Below are 15,743 nucleotides of genomic sequence, written 5' to 3'. Positions count from 1 at the left end.
GCGTGATTTCGGGCGTTTTCAGGCGTTTTTTAGATCTCGGTGGTACGATGTACCACTTTGAAACTGACGCGTACCACTTTCGATATGGCAACAATCAGGGCACGAAAACTGGCGGATGGGTCTGTTACCTACACGGCTCAGATCCGCATCAAGCGCAACGGAATGCAAGTCTATCAAGAGAGCCAGACCTTCGCCCGAAAACAGGCGGCGCAGGCCTGGGCGCGCAAGCGTGAGTCTGAATTGGACGAGCCAGGTGCGATTGAACGGGCGAACCGCAAAAGCGCCACGCTCAAAGAAATGATTGACCAGTACCTGATCGAGGTTGAGAAAGCCCGGCCGCTGGGAAAAACCAAGCGTGCAACCCTCACAGCAATTGGCGAAACGTACATGGGCAAGCTGGCCGATACCCAGATCAATACTCAATGCCTGGTCGATTACGCACTGTGGCGGATGAGTCCGGAAGGTGGGGGCGTCCAGGCGCAGACCGCCGGCAACGACTTGGCCCACCTCGGCGCGGTGCTTTCCATCGGCAAGGACGCGTGGGGTTACCAACTTGATCCTCTGGCGATGGGGGGCGCACGGCGCGTACTGCGCAAGCTCGGCTACAACTTGAAAAGCCGAGAGCGTGACCGGCGTCCTACCCTCGACGAGCTGGGGAAACTCATGGAGCATTATCAGGAAATGCAGGCCCGGCGCCGAAGCATCATCAACATGATGAAAGTGGTGGGCTTCGCCCTGTTCTCGACGCGCCGTCTCGACGAAATCACGCGGATACGCTGGGACGACCTCGACGAACCCGGCCAGCGAGTGTTGGTACGCGACATGAAGAACCCAGGCCAGAAGATCGGCAACGACGTCTGGTGCTACCTGCCCGACGAGGCCTGGAAGATCCTCCAGACCATGCCCCGTGCCGGCGAAGATATTTTCCCCTACAGTCCTGAATCAATCTCAACATCCTGGGCGAAGGCCTGCAAAATCCTTGCGATCAAGGATCTGCACTTTCATGACCTCCGTCACGAAGGGGTAAGCCGTCTGTTCGAAATGGACTGGGACATCCCCCGGGTGGCGAGCGTTTCGGGGCACCGAGACTGGAATTCGCTGAGGCGCTACACCCATCTGCGTGGCAAGGGTGATCGCTATGTGAAGTGGGAATGGTACGAAGAAATATTGAGGGCGCCCGTCCAACTGGGCGCCGCATCAATGAAGTGGCTCAAAAGGCGTGTTTTAACCCGTTGAGCTGGCTGTTCTCTTTTACCGCGGCTGCGCGCTGTAGGTCGAGATACGCAGCCAGGTCGGTGATATGGATCCCCTTGGCCGACTTCTGGCTGCGTTCGAGGCGGGTGATGGGGATCTTGATCTGACCGCTCATCACCTTGCGTTGAAACATGTCAGGCGTCAGGTGCGTGAAGTAGTCCCTGCAAACCTGCTCCAGCGAGATAATCGCCTGGCCGTCGTACTGGGCCATCAGGATAAAGGCTGTGTTCATGATGTCCCTCACATCCGAAACGATTGATGAATGAATGTTGGCCGGCCGGCACGTCCTGCAGGTTCTGCCTCATCCGCCTGAATCTCGCAAAGGAACCTGTGCCTGTTCCGATTCGTTGCGCTCAGTGCCTGGGTAAGTCCTCGCAACGCGCCAACGCATTGCTCGTAGGCATCCGGCCCATGCCAGCTTTCAGCCGGCAGAACCTGGCAGTCAGTACGAGTTGCGTCGCTGCATAGGTACAAAAGCAGGAGGACTGTCATACATTCCCCTTCCGCTCAAGGCGGGGGCGGACAGATGTAGGTTTTATTGCTGAGGCCATGGCGACGACCCGCATTTCGCTCTCGCTCAGCTCTATGTCCCTACAGTCTGATGGGGTTGCAGGAAATAACCGGTTTGCCTGCACAAATGCGGAGAAGGCCTCGCTGAAGTGCGCGGCCAGTGCGTTTCGCAAGGCGTCGTAGTGAAGTTCGAATTCAATGGCTTCTGCCGGTGTAACTTCCACTCCGATCTTCTTTGGCCGGCTCTTGCTGGAATACAGACCGGGAGTGCATGAGTCGCAGACCTTGGACATGATTTGCGCCGCGAGCTTACGCTCGTACACGTTCAAAATCGGAAACCAACGGATTTCGCGACACTCGTCGTTCAAGTCGTCGATGGTCAAGCCGTGACGCGCCAACAGCTTTTCCAGCATCCGTTGCGCATTATCCTTTTCGCCGCCTTCGCCACGCTCTGCGAGGGCCATCATTTTGCGTAGCTTGGCCTGGACCCTAGCGTCGCCTCCACGGGGCATCTGTGCTTGCATGGTGCTTCTCCTCGTAAGCGGTGGGGGAGTTGCCGCTCCCCGCGTTCCGCCTAAATCTGATTATCAGCGTGCGTATCGACGCGTTTTGTTTTGTTTGACCGCTTCCCGCTCGGCCATAAAAGCGGCCCACTCCTGCGATTTGCGCATCTGGCGAATACGGCTACAGGCCTGGTGCTTGCGTGTGGAGCGAGCTTTGCCACAGATATCGCAGCGACTGGGCAGATCGAGCCGTTGACTTGCCATGGCTGGCCGTGTCCTCGCTGGGCTGACAGACATAATTACTGCCCTACCATGAGCATGCGCGTCAGGGCGTTGGGCTGGCCGTCCGGTGTTAACTTGTTAAGCGGCTGGGTGGTGGTACGTCCATTGGCGCTACGCAACGTGGCTACTTCGCCGTTGATCTCTTCGATCACCGCTTTGCGGGCACTGAAGCGATAGCTGCGACCGCCGCCGCTGATTGCCACGTAGCTGACCGTGTCGCCGATCTGCAACCGGGTTGTGGTAGCCTCTGCGGCGCTACCTTGGGTTTGATTCACTTGCATGGTGCTTCTCCTATGGTGGTGGGTGTCGAGGAGTTGCCGCTCCTCGACACCGTCTTTTCAGGCCGTTCTGGCCTGGTCTCTCTTGATGATCGCTATGACTTCGTCCCGGTCCTTCGCATACGCGAAAGGCAGTTCGCCGCCTGGGCGTGTGATCGGGTAGCGCGCTTCTGGCAACCGGCACTCAGCCACGGTGTAACCGCTGTCGGTGATCCAGCAGTTCTGCTGAATCTGTCCGTCTCTGTTGCGTTTCGGCGCCCACTTCATACCCAAGCCCTACGCAGGCCCTGCCAAATCGCGTCGCCATCGGGAAAGTAGGTATGAACTTCCTGCTCGGGGTTGTTATCCAGTCGAAGGACAGCAATGCAGTCGTCGAACAGGCCCGCGTCGAGACGGCGCAGCTCGGTCAGGTCAAATGGATGTGCCGGGCCGTTGTACAGACCGAGCAGAAAGCGGCCGACTACCCCGCTTTGACCGGAGTTGCGCTGAGCGACTGGCAACAAGCGAACCAGCGCTTCGACGCCTGCTTTGCGTATGGCCGGACGTTCGGCCTGGTATTGAAACAACTCGTCAAAGGCATCTTTGAGCGTTTCGTTGTGCATGGTGCTTCTCCTTGAGTGGCAGGCGTTGCCGCGCCTGGTGTGTGTAGCTGTCGAATGGTCAGGCCTGGAAATGCCAACACTTCACGATGGGCTGCTTGGTAATTACCGCGTTGCTGTGCTTGGCCTGGTAAGCCCGCACCGCGCTGTCCGTCGCCTTGTTGATGTCGATCAGCTTCCGCGAGCGGGAGTCCTTCAGCCGCTCGCGCAGCTCGCTGACATCGGCGATTTTCTGGCGATGCTCAGCGGCGCACTTCACGAAGTCGTTGAGGTTGATGGCGATGATGTTTTCTTTCTTGCTGTGGTTGACCACAGGCCCATCGGCGTCGAGACCTTCAAGGTATTCGTACACCTCCCAGAATTCGGCCACGACCGGATGATCGGAACTGATGGAGGCCTGGCGCTCTATCGCCATGCGAATGATCTGGGTGCGGGTGTTGCTGATCTGCGCATCGGTGAGCGAAACCACCATTCGCAGGCAGTCGAGTAGCGCGAGCAATTGGGCGTGGTTCTTGTTGATACGCTCGACACGGATGTAACCGCGTAGCTTGTTGCCACAATGGGCACAGTCGCTTTGTTCATCTTTGAAAGGCGTGTCGCAAGAGAAGCAGTGCGAGTGCAGACAGCGAAGTTTCGCTTCGTAGCCAGGCAAGCGCTGGGCGAACAGGTCCATGACCTCGGCTTCTTTACGCACGGCTTGCAACACGAAGTTGCTCAGCTTCGCGCCCTCCAAGGCGTTGAGTAAGTCGGCAGCAGCGCGGCTCTCCGGTGTCACGTTCGGTCGCACAAAGTGCAGCTTGACGATGCGAGTCATAATCGCCTCGGAGGCCACCACCGGCGCGTTTTGGCTGATGGCGATGGTTCCCCGGAAGGGAGGTTCGTATGTCTCGTTACCGGCGGTTTTGACCCCTTTGGTCGCCAGGGTGCCGCCGCCGTAGTAGTCCTTCAGTTCATCCCACTCGAAAGTTTTGGCGTGCGCCTTGTCCTCGCCGCTCCGGTCGGACTCCAGCAACACGATGGGCATGCCAGATACCTGGCCCATTAAGCGGCTGCGCCCGGCCTTGGTTGATTTGGAAGGGTCGAAGCCCTCATACCCCTCACGGCCAAGCAGCTTCCACAGTAAGGTGAGCAGTGTGGTTTTACCGGCACCGGCCTCACCAGTGGCCTCAAGGAAAGGAAACGATTGATACCGATGACGGATTTGCTCAGCGAACAACGACCCAAACCAAAACGTCAGGGCCACGATCCCTTGCGTACCGAAGCACTGCCAGAGCAGGTCCAGCCAGCGCGGATCATAGTTTTTTGCGTCCTTGGTTAACTGGATCTTCACCCCTTTCTGCAAGCTTTTGAGTTTCAGCTTGCCCATTTCGAAGAACTCTTCTTCGTTGATGCTGATCAGTTGCCCCTCACGAACGGCCACGTCGTTGAACACGTAACAGCTGTACTCCCGGCTGTAGCCGACGTAGTCGATGGTCTGAACCGTTTTGATACCGAACAGCTGGTCTTTCATGATTTTGTCCAGCTGCTGCCCACTGCCGGTGAACACAGCCCCGGCGCCCATGCCAAGGAGTCGTTTCTTGAACTCACTGGCTGCCGCGACCTGGCCGCCCGTGAAGGTGTTTTTTACTGAGCCGCCGTCATGCGGAAAATCCACGCGAAAGAAGTACCAAGACTCGTCGGTTATCTCGTTTCGCTGGAAATAGAGGGCCTTGGGATAGCAATTTGCGATCTCGACGACACAACCGGACATGCGTAGCGCCTTTTCGCGAATGGCTTTTTCAGAGAGCAGTTGGTCGTCCTGTTTGTCACTGTCATCGAGCGCCTGTTTGGCGCTGTTGAATTTGGATATATCGAGCTTCCACCAGTACAAGCGAGAGTCGAAACAGAAATGGAACTCTTCCCGCTCGCGCCACTGGTACATGAGCAGGGCTTTGTCGCTGGCGCTTTCGGCAATCAGCAGCGCGCCGTGGTGCCTGGCTTCTTTGAGGTTTTTTTCGATCCGCTGCGCCCGTACCTCGTCATCTTCCAAAAATGCCCAGCGCTGATGCAGGTCATTCCAATCGACCTTGCGATTGTCGGGTTGCGGGATCTGCGCGGCCTCGCAAATAAAGCCCAACTCTCGGGCTTGCTTGACCCATGATCGGGTGTATTTCTGCGCGCCAGGCTCGTTGTCCAAGGCCCACACTAGTTTAGGCGGCTTGCCTTCACAGTCCGCTATCAAGGTCTTCAGCGATTCCTCAGGGAAGGCGTTCGAGGACAAAGCGGCGACCGCCGAAATGCCGTTATGGATAAGCGCTATGGCGTCGAAAATACCCTCGACAATCCACAGTTCTTCCACCTGAAGAACGTCAACACAAGGTGGGCACCACCAGTAGCCCTTGTAGCTTTGCATGGGTTGGAAGCGGGCTTTCTTCTTGCCGAAGCGTGAGGGCTGGTCGATCAGACGTTCCCAGTACCCACCATGCTCAAGGGGGAATCGCACCGTGGCAGAGCCGATATTAAGTTCACGGTCAAAATAACTTTCTTGGGTATACCAGCCCTCAATCAGTTCGAGGCGAAACCCGCGAGCAAAGGTCAGGTACGCCTTAGCGGTAGCGGCTGGCTGGTCATTAGTAGCTGGCGCACGTTTACTCCAGTCGTCAAAAAGATCGGGATACAGCTCTTTTACTGGGGACTGGTACCGGCATTTTTCCTCGCGGCCGCAGCGGATAAACCATGGTTCATCGTGACGAGAAAATAGGCGCTTCTGATTGCACTTTGGGCAAGTGCCCTTGCGCATGTAATGCGTGCCGGCCATATGTTGCAGGCCGTAGTCTGACTCAAGGCGCTGGAGCACGTCGGCGCGCAGCTTGTGCTCCATGGGCTCGCGTACAAAGGCCTTCGCGCCATGGGTGGGGTCGAGTCGCTTATTCATCGGGGCTTACTTCACTTCGCCGAGACTGTGTTTAAGGGCGCCAATCAGGCGTTTTTGCGCGGCCATCACCGGGAAGGCCGCGAGCAACGAGCCATGCCGTAAACCCTCGGGGATCATGCGAAAGCGGTCGTCGTACCAATGCTCGTTAAACTGCTGGGCGTATTGATTCCGTAGCGCCTGGAGCAGCGCTTCGGCCTCTTCGCGGGGCAGTTTTGCGGTAACGGCGACGTCGATTTCCATGGTCCACCTCGGATTTCGGGCAAAGCTCACCCAAACCCACGGGAAGCGGGGTAGGGCGGGGTGTTTAAAAGGGGATTACTGAGGTTGTTGCTTCAGCGCGGCATCGCGCTGGGCCAGCAGGGTCTGCGGTAGCAGCCTCGCCGGGACCGGGTAACGTAGGTCCGCCCGGGTGTCGATCAAATGGACGACGGTGCTGCCAGGACTGGAGCCCCAGTCCACACCGATCCACTTGCGTTGGTTGATGACCTGCAATTCAGTCCAGGCGTTGTGCACCAGTTGCTGCGCCATGAACACCGGGACTTCCATTGCGGTGGTCATGTGCCGAACGCAGTTTTCGTACAGCAGGTCTGAGCCCACCAGATGCTGCGCTTCGTGCCGTTGCAGGTAGGCGAATGCGGCACGTTGCATGCTGCTGCGGTAGTCGTGGTCAAGCTGTTCATGGTTCATTGCGCACACTCCATTTCCATTTGGTCGAGCAGGTCGGGTTGATCGTTGGCGGACCTCATTGCCGCACGGCGCAGGGCGATGTCGGCGATAGGGAGCTTCACGGAGGGGTTAGCCATACCGCTTGGGCTCATTTCATGAGTCATTTCGAACTCCGCCCGCACCGACCAGCCGCAGGCTTCGTTGGTGCATTGCAGGTAGGCCACCCGCAGGAAAATGTGCGTGCCTTCGCTGGTGCGGATACGCATGCGGCCGAGGCAGTGAGGGCAGACAAGCTTGTAAGTGCTCAATGCTTGCGCTCCTTGCTGTGCAGCTGGATGGTGGCCAGCACTTCGGAGTGGCGCGCAGCCATGTAGCGATTGTGAGCGCTGAGAATGGCCGCAGCCTCGCCTGGCTCAACTACACCGTCCTCCAGCGCCTTCACGATGATCTGATCGACGTAACCACGTTTCGCTGCGGCATGTACTGACCGGCTGTACAGGTCGAAGTTGTCCAGCGTCTCGGGTTTAGCGACCGGCACGAACATGCCACCGTACATGGCTGCGATGTATTCAGGCAGGTGAGTTGTGCCGGCGTCCTGCTCAAGCAAATGAATCTGTTCATCGCTCAGGGGGCGGCTGCCGGCGTTCTCATAAACATGGTTGTCGAACTTCTTGAGTTCATAACCGAGCCGGGCAGCGGCGCACTCGCGCCCGCCGGGGTAAGCGCAAATGACTGCGCTCATGACTTGGCGCTTGGTCGCTAGTATTGGGCGTTTCATCTTCTGGTTTCTCCCTGGTGCCGTCGCCCCTACAGTCATTTCATACAGCCTTGCATTCTGTTTGCTCGTTTGAGTCCGCCAGGATTCCGGGCAGAACTTCTTTGCCGATCACCTTGGAGAGGTCACGCAGAATGCGGAACGACAGACGGCCCCTGGGCAGCGTGTCGTGACCGGCCCAACGCTGGACTACCTGAGTCACCGTGCGCGGTTCATAGCCGTGACTGATTGCGAACTGGCGGAAATTGCTGCCGTTCTCGATCAGTCGCGCCTGGATCTGGCGCTTTTCCATGGCTTGGCTCATGGTTGATGTGTTCCTAGTTGGTTAAGATGTACCTGTTTGTTCGCAGTATACGCACCAAAATGAGTGCGTCAACCGGATCATATGAAAAAATGAGTATATCTGAGCGTCTTCGCAGCGTTCTTGATGCCAAAGACCTGTCCATAAAACAGGCTGCCGAAATGGTTGGCATCCCCTATAGAACGCTCCAGAACTATCTTCTGGACGAGAGAGAGCCCAACGCAAAGGCGATGTCGGCCTTGCGTACTCATTTGGGTATAAGTGTGGACTGGTTGTTGACCGGTGAAGGTCCCATGTTCCATGGCTCGGTGGGCGAGGTTGCCCAGGCTCAACCTGCAAACAGGCAGGAGGAGGCCATCCTTGAACTGTTTCGCTCGCTTGGGGAGGCGGGCAAGCGGGAGATACAAAGCGCTGCTGAAGAGAAGAAACGCTTAATGGATGTCGAGCAGCGCCTCAAGGATTTGACTGAGGCCCTTGCCGATTCTAAAAGGCCAGCATAATCTGTACCCATTAAGAACGGATCAGTCAGACAGGGACGCCGATGATCCACTCGCCCTGGCTTGGTTACAGAGGGGCGAGCATGCCGACCGGCGCTACCTCGAAACCAGCATAAGGATGTGATCCATGCCCCAGTTATCCAAGCCTTCATCAAATCGAACCGGTGCAGAACGCTATCTGAACAGATCAGTGGCGGTGAAATCTGGCTAAAAGAGAATATAAGAAATAACAATATTTAACTTTGGGAATTAATAACCATTTTTGATGAGGGGATTATGCCAGCACTTGAAGATTTTTTGGCTGGGCTGGAAGGGCGACTTAATATTCATACTGTGCAGCAGATTCTGCGGGTGAATAACTTGCTGTCCGCAAGGAGTTGGGCTGAGCTTCATATGATTATTAAAGGAGCGGTGGCAAAAAAACCTTTAATATTAGATAGGCTTAAAGAAGCTTTGCAAATGCAGCAAATATGTGACTTGAAAGCTGTTTCGTATTATCGCGTTGGTCCTGAGCACGCGGACAATATTTTTCTAAAATTGCTCGATTACAAGATATTGCCAAATCCGATGGGAGCCGCTTTTCCGTTAGCGGTTGCAGAGGATGCGTTGACTAAGGATGATGGCGAGCTAAAGGTAATTAAGAGCTTTAGCGATGATTCAGGTGCGGGTTTGATATTGTCTCGGAAGCGTCGTTTTACTCTGAGTAATGACATCTTGCGCGATAATTTTTCCCAGGAAATGCGCGATCAGTTTCCTCAGGCTGAAAAGCTTATCGAAGTAAAAGCCTACGATAGGCAAACCTTTGATGTAATATATTTTAATCGCCAACGATCATATATAGAGCTGCGTGCTGATATGACGCGCGATACTGGAATGCCCCAAACATCAGGCCAGCTTAAGAAATCCATTGATGACTTGAAATTCTTTTCGAGAAGACTTTTAGCTACATTTTCTAAAGATTTTGTTTTGGGTACGCCGTTTAATTTATTGCCGCTTGCGAAAGGCGTGTACGCAGATATGTCAGGAGCTATCAAGCGCATTGGCTTTGCCACCGAGACTGAATCTGTAAAACGTGAGACAATGAAAGCAGGTGTAGATCTACGGAGCGAGTTGTTCCACAAAACTGGGGCCAAAGCTATCGACCATAAAATGTCAATTTTTGAGGTGGCAATGCAATGGCATCGAATGGATATAGATAAAGTCGATAGTAAGCCTGAGCTGCATATTCCAGGAAGTTATAGGGATTACGTGCAGATCGGAGCGAGAACAGACTATGCTTTTGTCAAAGGAATGCGTACCTATGATGACTCTAACTTCGTACTTAACAAAATAATTTCGTACATACCATGATATCTAAAACTCTACTATTTCAAAAAATTGAGTCTGAGGTAGCACACCTCCGGATCGATTATTGCTGCAAAGAAATAGTAGAGTTCATCCTTTCCTCTCAGGAAAAGATGCCGGTTTTTAGTTATTCTGATTTTATGAGTGTGGTAGATGGTGAGTGTTCAATTGAACAGATTCAACTTTGTCTGAATTTTTTGAAGTCGACACAAGTTAAACTGCTGGAGCAGCAATATCGGTATGTGGATGATGACGTTATTTATAATGTGACGGCGGAGGATCTGCAAGCTGCTTTTATGAATGGGGCGTTAAGTCTAGAGGATAGAGGATATCCTGATCGGGATTATCAGTCTAAGGTCTATGTTGTTTTTGTGGCGGATAAGGCGGTGATTGTAGAATGAATCCGTCTATAGCTGATATCATGAATCTTTCGGACGATAATCCAGTAAAAATTGCATTGCTTAACGCTGGTATAGGTAATGCCTACGACGATTATTGCTCTCGAGTTGAGTCTGCCATCCTTGAGGGAATATTCCATTTCGAAAATAATAAACCGCATTTCAAAGATTTTGGAGAAGACGCATTAACCGTCGTACTCGTGTTTGGTTTGTCCATGAAAGGTTTTACTGCGGATCACGATAATTACAGAAATGGACATTGTGATTTGGTAGTTAAAGAAGGCCTATATGAGTGGCATGGGGAGGCTAAGCTCGATACAGGTCCAGGATATGTAATGGAAGGATTTCGACAATTGTGCGACCGATATTCTCCCGGCGGACCAACAAGTAATCGAGGCGGACTAATAATCTATACAAAGAAGCGCGATAAACTAAAGATTTTAAAGGTGTGGGCAGCACGTATTGTAAAGGATTATGAGGTTGTAGTTACTCTCTTGGATCTTTGCAGTAACACGCTGACTGCAAAGACAGTGCACAAACACGCGGCAAGTGGCTTGGATTATAAAGTTAGACATCTTCCAATTAGTTTTTATCACAAGCCCACAGACAAGAGCGCCAAGAATAGGAAGACCTAACAGATACCTTTCAGTCTATCTGCCTTGTATTTGTAGTTTTCTCCACTCCCTGTCTACCGCCCGCTTCGCTGTGCGTTCAGTGGAATAGAGCCACCTGAGCCGCCTTGGCTTACTCTGTTCCCCCGCCGTTACAATTTTTTCCTTACCTGTTTTTTTGTCGCGGTAGTACGCGACGATCCCTGTGTAATTCCCTTTATTTTCCTCTGCCAACCCTTCAACCGTATCCTCGGGCAGTTTGCTCTCTAGCTCCAGGCTGACGGTGTATCCATTGTCCGGGCTGAGAGTGTGCTGCACATTGCCGCCGTACCAGATGATCTCGTCAATCTCCGGCTTCACGCCCTGGAGCGTGTAGGTCAGTTCTGGAATGAGGTCAGGCCGTCCCCGGGCGAGGGTGTAGCTGAGCGTCGCGCTACCACGTTGCAATCGGTTGAATTCAGCCCGGGCGGCACGCAGAGCAGACTGTCGATCGCTGAAGGTATGGCGCAGGTCTTTCAGGTTTTCCCCACCGCCAGCAATGGCCTCCTGTTTCTTCGCACTGTTCACGTCGTAGAAATAGGCGCGCACGCCGTCGTAGCTGTCGCGGTCCGCTTGCAGGTAGCGGTGTTGGTCGCCGTCGGCGCGGGTGAGGGTGATATGCGGCAGTTCGGCTCCGGTGGCCGTCTTACCGCCCCCCGCTGGCAGGCATAGCAGGCAACCGGCCTTGACCGTGACCACGGCATCGAACTCTTCCCCCACGCGGCTGATCAGGTTGGCGTCTGATTCGTTGGCCTGGTCCAACTGCAGGATGGGCAACCCGTCCAGGGTGCCGGCAATGGTGGCGGTGAGGCCGTTGCCCAGTGCGATGTCGCCCAGGACGTCGCCGAGGGTGGTATTGCTCCAGCTGCGCTCACGCTTGGTCTTCAAACCTTTGCGAAGGTCTGCCGAGCGGGCGCGAATGCTCAATACATCCGGCGCGCCGCTATGCTCGGTTTCATCGACCGTGTAGGTGCCTTTGTCTACTAGGCCTGTATCGCTCCAGCCCAGCCACAACCGAATGACCGCGCCCTTGGGCGGGATCGCCAGCAGGCCGTCGTGGTCGCTGAGGGTGATGCTGAGTTGGTCTGCCTCGATCCCGCGATTGTCGGTCAGCTCCAGACTCATTAGCCGTGGACTGATCAACTGGGCGATATCGTTGCCATCGACCGTGACGCGAAACGCCGGCATCGGGTAAGCGGCGTCGCGGCGGTAGCGCTCGACCAGGTCTTCGATGTACCCGGTGACTTTGGACAGGGCCGCATCGATCACAGCAACGCCCTCAGGATGTTGACGCCCGCGCTGGTGCCAGCGCCGAGCAGGTCAATACGGTCGTCGTCGATCCGTTTGAGGCTGATTGAGAACTCGATGCGCCGTGGAGTGCCGTCGCGGAAGAAGACGGTTTTGGTTTCGCTAAGGCTCTCGATAATCCACAGGCCGTAGATCCGGCCGCTGCCCTCTACCATCGGCCACGCCTTGCCGGTGTTTGCCATCAGGCGCAGGGCGTCGAGGCTCAAGGCGCTGCCGGCCAGCTCCGGCAGGATGACGCCGGGGAGGGTGATGGCATCGTCGCCGCGCCCGACAAACTGTCGAGCGGGAGCGGCGCCAACGCGACTGTTGCTGGCATGGCGCCAATCGGTTTGGCGTTGCAGCTCCTGATAGGCGGCGGTGGACAGGCTGAACACGAACATGCCCAAGGCAAGCATCATGGGGGTTTACTCCAAATCGGACAGTTTGCTGCGCTGGCGGGCTGCTTTTTCACTGGCGATTCGTGCCAGCTCGGACCGCACGGCGCGGCTGATCGCCTGGGCGTCCATGCCAGGCGTCGTGTGGATGTTGATTTCGTAGGTGTCGTGGCTGTCATGGACCGGCGCCGGGGTAGGGCTGATTGGCGCACGATCATCGATCGACAGCGAAGAGGTGGCGGCCCCATTCGGGAATTGCGGCAACGGCATTGCCCCCAAAGGCGTGGCAGTTGCGCCGAGGGCCAGGGTGCCGGCTGCCGTGAGCTGTTTACTCAGACTGGTCATGGCGCTCAGCGGCCCGTTTTGACTGCCCTCAAGCCCCTGGGCCAAGCCTGCCATGGTGAAGCCGCCCAGCTCCGCGAACACACGCGAAGGGCTGTGGATGTCGAGCTTTTCCTTGAACCAACCGATGACCGCATCGCCAGCGCCGGTGATGGCCTCCTTGGCTACGGTCAGGCTGTTGGTGATGCCATTTGCCAGACCTTGAATCATCTGCGTACCCAGTTCAGCGAACTGTGCGGGTAGACCCAACAAAAGGCTGAGCATGTTGCCGATGACAGCGCCAAAACGCTCGCCCATTGACTGAGCCGCGCCGCCGACGTCTTCGACGGGGGTGAGTAGCTGGCCGAACCAGTTGATCAGACTGCTGACACCATCCGAGATCAAACTGAACAACGGACGGGCGATACTGCCCAGAAGCTCCATGGCTGCGCCGACACCTGGCAGAGTCATCACGACTTGGCCCAGGTTCAGCAGCGATTGACCGAGCCCCGCGAAACTATCGAGCACTGGTTGCAATGCCCCAACCAGGCCCTGCCAGAAGCCGAGGAAAAAGCCCTTGATGGGGTTCCAATACTTGTAGACCAACACTCCCGCCGCAACCAGGGCTGCGATAGCCGCCAGCAGCCAGCCGATGGGCGTCGCCATGATGGCGGTACCGACGGCACTGATCGCGCCGCCGAGCATCGGCAGCACGCTGGCGGCAGCCAGGCGGGCGCTGCTGACGAAAGCGGGTAACGCACTGAGCAAACCACCCGCTGAGCGAGTGGCTACCAGGGACCGCCAGACTTTCCCAAGCCTACCAATGTTGGCTCCGGCGCCTGCTGCTGCGGTGCGCGTGCCTATCAACTGGGCCTTCACGATGCCCAGGCGAATGCCAAACATGCCCATGCCGTACCGGACCATGGCGAAAGGGCCGAGCAGACTCGCCATCGTCAAGGCCAGGCCACCAAACACGAAGGCCAGGCCTGCAACAGCCGCTACAACCTTCACCAGCCCGCCCGCCAGTCTCGGGTTTTCACGAGCCCAGGCACCAACGCTGTTAGCGACCTCTCCGAGGGTGGTGATGATCTGTTTCAGCTCGGGCGCAACGGCGGCGCCGAACTCAGCCAGGGCGTTGGTGAAGCTGCCTTCTGCGGCCTCCATGACGTTGGTGAGCGTGGCGAGCTGTTCGTTGACTCGCTTGCGCAGGTCGGCCTGGTTTTGAAGCTTCTGTTGCACTTCCCGATAACCCGCGATTCCCTTGTTCATCATGGTGTTCAAGGTGGTCATGGTTTCGGAGTCGTCGCCGAACAGCAGTTTGATCGTGGACGTGCGGTCTTCGTCGTTCAGTGATTTAAGTTTTTCGACCTGGGCGAACAGGTTCTCCAGGCCGGCGAAGTTGCCTTTGTCGTCGGTGAACTTGAAGCGGATTTTTTTGCCTTCCAGCTCCATGATTTTGTTGACGTCCTTGATCCCGTCCTTATCCAGGCCAGCCTGGAAGATCTTGCGGTAGGCGTTACCGGCCGCACCGCCTTCCATGCCAGCCTGGTCCATCATGATCAACAGCGGGGCCAGCTCGGCAGCAGCGTCGATGCCCGACTTCTTGATGGTGTCCATGACCGGCGCGATCTTGCTGAAACCTTGAAGCATGTTGGTTGGGTCAACGCCGGAGTAGAACCCGCGCTGAATGATGTCCATCAACGCCATCATGTCTTTTTCGGATGTTCGGGTGGCGTCCTGCATCTTCGCGGCGAATTCAGCCGCGGCGGTTACGGGCATCTGCAACTGAACGCCCAGGTACGCGGCCGCTTCACCGGTGCCGCCGAGAATGCTCTGCGCGCTCAGGCCCTGGCGCCGCAGCATGGTCATCATTTCCTGGAAGTCGGCCGTGGTACCGGGCAGGCGGTCGCCCAGCTTGGTCGCCAGGTCGGTGATTTTTTGGAAGTCTTCAGACACCTTGCCGGTGCCGTCCATCATCGAAACCTTGAGTTGCGTGGCCGAGTCCTCGTTTGGCGCAAAGGCACCGATGGCCTTAGCCACCGGCCGACTCGCTGCATACCCCACACCCAGGCCGGCGGCGCCGTTCATAGCCATGTTGCCGGCGAGGTTCTGTGTTTTCTCCAGCTTGGCGCGCTCGATGGCAAGGCGCTTTTGCTGAGCATTCAACGCGACCAGGCGTTTGCCCTGTTCGCTGATGCTGGCGTTGGTGGCGCTGATTTGCTCGCGCAGCTGGCGTTCGTGGCTGCTCAGGTTCTTGGTGCTGATACCGGCGCCTTGCAGTTTGCTGCGCAGGACCTGGAGCTGTTCACCCTGTTGTTGATGTTGTTCCTTGAGCTTCTGCGCTTCGCGAACGGCTGCACGGAAGTCCCTGGTCATGGCCTTGGTTGGCGCGCCGGTAGCGGCGAACTGTTGGGACAGGGCCCGCACTTTGTCGCGGGCGGCGACGAGGGCTTGCTCGGTTTGCTCGGCGGCAGCGCGCTGGGTGCGCCAGGCGCTGACGTCCTTCTGTTGAGCGTTGAGTTCCTTGAGGCGGTCGCGGGCTTCCTTGAGGGCGCGGGCGGCCCCGATGCTGCCGTTGTTGATGGCCTTCAGGGGGCCGCTCGCCTTGTCGATGGCATTGAGCAGCACCTGAAGTTTTAAGTCATTCGCCATCGGTGGAACTCCGCACCCGGGCGCGCTCGCGCCACTCCATCAGCTCTTGAAGGCCCAGCTGGTCCATGTCAGCTGGTGCCCAGTGAAAAACCACGGCCAGATCGGCCATGGCGTCTT

At 56.4% G+C, this 15,743-nt stretch carries 19 protein-coding genes; 5 read left to right on the top strand and 14 right to left on the bottom strand.

Annotated elements, in window-relative coordinates:
* Window positions 1–84: 84 nt before the first annotated feature.
* Complete coding sequence (locus CGA22_RS02255; protein WP_041021920.1) at window positions 85–1,236, top strand: site-specific integrase; 1,152 nt, start codon at window positions 85–87, stop codon at window positions 1,234–1,236.
* On the opposite strand, the gene CGA22_RS02250 is transcribed toward CGA22_RS02255, so the two are convergent.
* The 10 genes from CGA22_RS02250 to CGA22_RS02205 all read right to left on the bottom strand — a co-directional run bounded on the left by CGA22_RS02250 (window position 1,211) and on the right by CGA22_RS02205 (window position 8,073).
* Window positions 1,211–1,486 carry a pyocin activator PrtN family protein gene (locus CGA22_RS02250; RefSeq protein ID WP_024778225.1) on the bottom strand — a complete coding sequence of 92 codons (276 nt, stop codon included), beginning with the start codon at window positions 1,484–1,486 and terminating at the stop codon, window positions 1,211–1,213. The two genes, CGA22_RS02255 and CGA22_RS02250, sit on opposite strands and share 26 nt — an antisense overlap.
* 256 nt (window positions 1,487–1,742) lie before the next feature.
* Window positions 1,743–2,288 carry a DUF2786 domain-containing protein gene (locus CGA22_RS02245; protein ID WP_041021921.1) on the bottom strand — a complete coding sequence of 182 codons (546 nt, stop codon included), beginning with the start codon at window positions 2,286–2,288 and terminating at the stop codon, window positions 1,743–1,745.
* 278 nt (window positions 2,289–2,566) lie between these two features.
* On the bottom strand, window positions 2,567–2,830 hold the full coding sequence (locus tag CGA22_RS02240) for a hypothetical protein (protein ID WP_041021923.1): 264 nt from the start codon (window positions 2,828–2,830) through the stop codon (window positions 2,567–2,569).
* Between the two features lie 260 nt (window positions 2,831–3,090).
* Complete coding sequence (locus CGA22_RS02235; RefSeq protein WP_041021925.1) at window positions 3,091–3,429, bottom strand: hypothetical protein; 339 nt, start codon at window positions 3,427–3,429, stop codon at window positions 3,091–3,093.
* 58 nt (window positions 3,430–3,487) lie between these two features.
* The gene (locus tag CGA22_RS02230) at window positions 3,488–6,340 is read right to left on the bottom strand and encodes a toprim domain-containing protein (protein ID WP_084213741.1); all 2,853 of its coding nucleotides are present in this window, start codon (window positions 6,338–6,340) and stop codon (window positions 3,488–3,490) included.
* Window positions 6,341–6,346: 6 nt separating this feature from the next.
* A complete protein-coding gene (locus CGA22_RS02225; protein WP_041021926.1) occupies window positions 6,347–6,580 on the bottom strand; it encodes a hypothetical protein in 234 nt (77 codons plus the stop codon).
* Window positions 6,581–6,655: 75 nt separating this feature from the next.
* Window positions 6,656–7,027, bottom strand: a complete 372-nt coding sequence (locus CGA22_RS02220; RefSeq protein ID WP_041021927.1) for a hypothetical protein — start codon at window positions 7,025–7,027, stop codon at window positions 6,656–6,658.
* Window positions 7,024–7,314 carry an ogr/Delta-like zinc finger family protein gene (locus tag CGA22_RS02215; RefSeq protein ID WP_024778233.1) on the bottom strand — a complete coding sequence of 97 codons (291 nt, stop codon included), beginning with the start codon at window positions 7,312–7,314 and terminating at the stop codon, window positions 7,024–7,026. Before CGA22_RS02215 ends, CGA22_RS02220 begins: the two co-directional genes overlap by 4 nt.
* Window positions 7,311–7,784, bottom strand: a complete 474-nt coding sequence (locus CGA22_RS02210) for a YmfL family putative regulatory protein (RefSeq protein ID WP_041021928.1) — start codon at window positions 7,782–7,784, stop codon at window positions 7,311–7,313. The genes CGA22_RS02215 and CGA22_RS02210 overlap by 4 nt, the downstream gene beginning before the upstream one ends.
* Before the next feature lie 40 nt (window positions 7,785–7,824).
* Window positions 7,825–8,073, bottom strand: coding sequence for a phage-associated protein, BcepMu gp16 family (locus CGA22_RS02205; protein WP_041021958.1), 249 nt, complete (start codon window positions 8,071–8,073; stop codon window positions 7,825–7,827).
* A 101-nt stretch (window positions 8,074–8,174) separates the two neighbouring features.
* Here CGA22_RS02205 and CGA22_RS02200 point away from each other — a divergent pair, with 101 nt between their 5' ends.
* The 4 genes from CGA22_RS02200 to CGA22_RS02185 all read left to right on the top strand — a co-directional run bounded on the left by CGA22_RS02200 (window position 8,175) and on the right by CGA22_RS02185 (window position 10,956).
* Window positions 8,175–8,582, top strand: coding sequence for a helix-turn-helix domain-containing protein (locus tag CGA22_RS02200; protein WP_041021929.1), 408 nt, complete (start codon window positions 8,175–8,177; stop codon window positions 8,580–8,582).
* A 273-nt stretch (window positions 8,583–8,855) separates the two neighbouring features.
* Window positions 8,856–9,929 (top strand): hypothetical protein, encoded by a 1,074-nt coding sequence (locus CGA22_RS02195; RefSeq protein ID WP_041021930.1) that lies wholly within the window; start codon window positions 8,856–8,858, stop codon window positions 9,927–9,929.
* Window positions 9,926–10,324, top strand: coding sequence for a hypothetical protein (locus CGA22_RS02190; protein ID WP_041021931.1), 399 nt, complete (start codon window positions 9,926–9,928; stop codon window positions 10,322–10,324). The genes CGA22_RS02195 and CGA22_RS02190 overlap by 4 nt, the downstream gene beginning before the upstream one ends.
* Window positions 10,321–10,956, top strand: coding sequence for a hypothetical protein (locus CGA22_RS02185; RefSeq protein ID WP_156996891.1), 636 nt, complete (start codon window positions 10,321–10,323; stop codon window positions 10,954–10,956). Before CGA22_RS02190 ends, CGA22_RS02185 begins: the two co-directional genes overlap by 4 nt.
* Before the next feature lie 15 nt (window positions 10,957–10,971).
* Here the strand turns inward: CGA22_RS02185 and CGA22_RS02180 are convergent, their stop codons facing one another.
* Genes CGA22_RS02180 through CGA22_RS02165 form a run of 4 tightly spaced genes read right to left on the bottom strand, consistent with a single transcriptional unit; the run spans window position 10,972 to window position 15,735 of the window.
* On the bottom strand, window positions 10,972–12,240 hold the full coding sequence (locus tag CGA22_RS02180; RefSeq protein ID WP_041021932.1) for a phage late control D family protein: 1,269 nt from the start codon (window positions 12,238–12,240) through the stop codon (window positions 10,972–10,974).
* Complete coding sequence (locus CGA22_RS02175) at window positions 12,237–12,677, bottom strand: phage tail protein (RefSeq protein WP_024778240.1); 441 nt, start codon at window positions 12,675–12,677, stop codon at window positions 12,237–12,239. Before CGA22_RS02175 ends, CGA22_RS02180 begins: the two co-directional genes overlap by 4 nt.
* Before the next feature lie 6 nt (window positions 12,678–12,683).
* Window positions 12,684–15,626, bottom strand: coding sequence for a phage tail tape measure protein (locus CGA22_RS02170; protein WP_041021933.1), 2,943 nt, complete (start codon window positions 15,624–15,626; stop codon window positions 12,684–12,686).
* Entirely contained in the window at window positions 15,616–15,735 is a 120-nt protein-coding gene (locus CGA22_RS02165; RefSeq protein ID WP_003183333.1) for a GpE family phage tail protein, read from the bottom strand. Before CGA22_RS02165 ends, CGA22_RS02170 begins: the two co-directional genes overlap by 11 nt.
* Between the last annotated feature and the right edge of the window lie 8 nt (window positions 15,736–15,743).

Origin of the sequence: Pseudomonas sp. PSB18 (genome assembly GCF_014596565.1) — a bacterium.
GTDB lineage: Bacteria > Pseudomonadota > Gammaproteobacteria > Pseudomonadales > Pseudomonadaceae > Aquipseudomonas.
The sequence above is the reverse complement of the archived record's forward strand: the minus strand, read 5'-3'. Positions and strand labels throughout refer to the sequence as shown.

Excerpts from the sequence above, each read along its gene's own strand:
- CGA22_RS02205 (WP_041021958.1), bottom strand. The coding sequence starts at position 8,073 with ATGGAAAAGCGCCAGATCCAGGCGCGACTGATCGAGAACGGCAGCAAT.
- CGA22_RS02175 (WP_024778240.1), bottom strand. The coding sequence starts at position 12,677 with ATGATGCTTGCCTTGGGCATGTTCGTGTTCAGCCTGTCCACCGCCGCC.
- CGA22_RS02210 (WP_041021928.1), bottom strand. The coding sequence starts at position 7,784 with ATGAAACGCCCAATACTAGCGACCAAGCGCCAAGTCATGAGCGCAGTC.
- CGA22_RS02200 (WP_041021929.1), top strand. The coding sequence starts at position 8,175 with ATGAGTATATCTGAGCGTCTTCGCAGCGTTCTTGATGCCAAAGACCTG.
- CGA22_RS02240 (WP_041021923.1), bottom strand. The coding sequence starts at position 2,830 with ATGCAAGTGAATCAAACCCAAGGTAGCGCCGCAGAGGCTACCACAACC.
- CGA22_RS02185 (WP_156996891.1), top strand. The coding sequence starts at position 10,321 with ATGAATCCGTCTATAGCTGATATCATGAATCTTTCGGACGATAATCCA.
- CGA22_RS02230 (WP_084213741.1), bottom strand. The coding sequence starts at position 6,340 with ATGAATAAGCGACTCGACCCCACCCATGGCGCGAAGGCCTTTGTACGC.
- CGA22_RS02225 (WP_041021926.1), bottom strand. The coding sequence starts at position 6,580 with ATGGAAATCGACGTCGCCGTTACCGCAAAACTGCCCCGCGAAGAGGCC.
- CGA22_RS02195 (WP_041021930.1), top strand. The coding sequence starts at position 8,856 with ATGCCAGCACTTGAAGATTTTTTGGCTGGGCTGGAAGGGCGACTTAAT.
- CGA22_RS02170 (WP_041021933.1), bottom strand. The coding sequence starts at position 15,626 with ATGGCGAATGACTTAAAACTTCAGGTGCTGCTCAATGCCATCGACAAG.
- CGA22_RS02255 (WP_041021920.1), top strand. The coding sequence starts at position 85 with ATGGCAACAATCAGGGCACGAAAACTGGCGGATGGGTCTGTTACCTAC.
- CGA22_RS02190 (WP_041021931.1), top strand. The coding sequence starts at position 9,926 with ATGATATCTAAAACTCTACTATTTCAAAAAATTGAGTCTGAGGTAGCA.
- CGA22_RS02245 (WP_041021921.1), bottom strand. The coding sequence starts at position 2,288 with ATGCAAGCACAGATGCCCCGTGGAGGCGACGCTAGGGTCCAGGCCAAG.
- CGA22_RS02220 (WP_041021927.1), bottom strand. The coding sequence starts at position 7,027 with ATGAACCATGAACAGCTTGACCACGACTACCGCAGCAGCATGCAACGT.
- CGA22_RS02250 (WP_024778225.1), bottom strand. The coding sequence starts at position 1,486 with ATGAACACAGCCTTTATCCTGATGGCCCAGTACGACGGCCAGGCGATT.
- CGA22_RS02235 (WP_041021925.1), bottom strand. The coding sequence starts at position 3,429 with ATGCACAACGAAACGCTCAAAGATGCCTTTGACGAGTTGTTTCAATAC.
- CGA22_RS02165 (WP_003183333.1), bottom strand. The coding sequence starts at position 15,735 with ATGGCCGATCTGGCCGTGGTTTTTCACTGGGCACCAGCTGACATGGAC.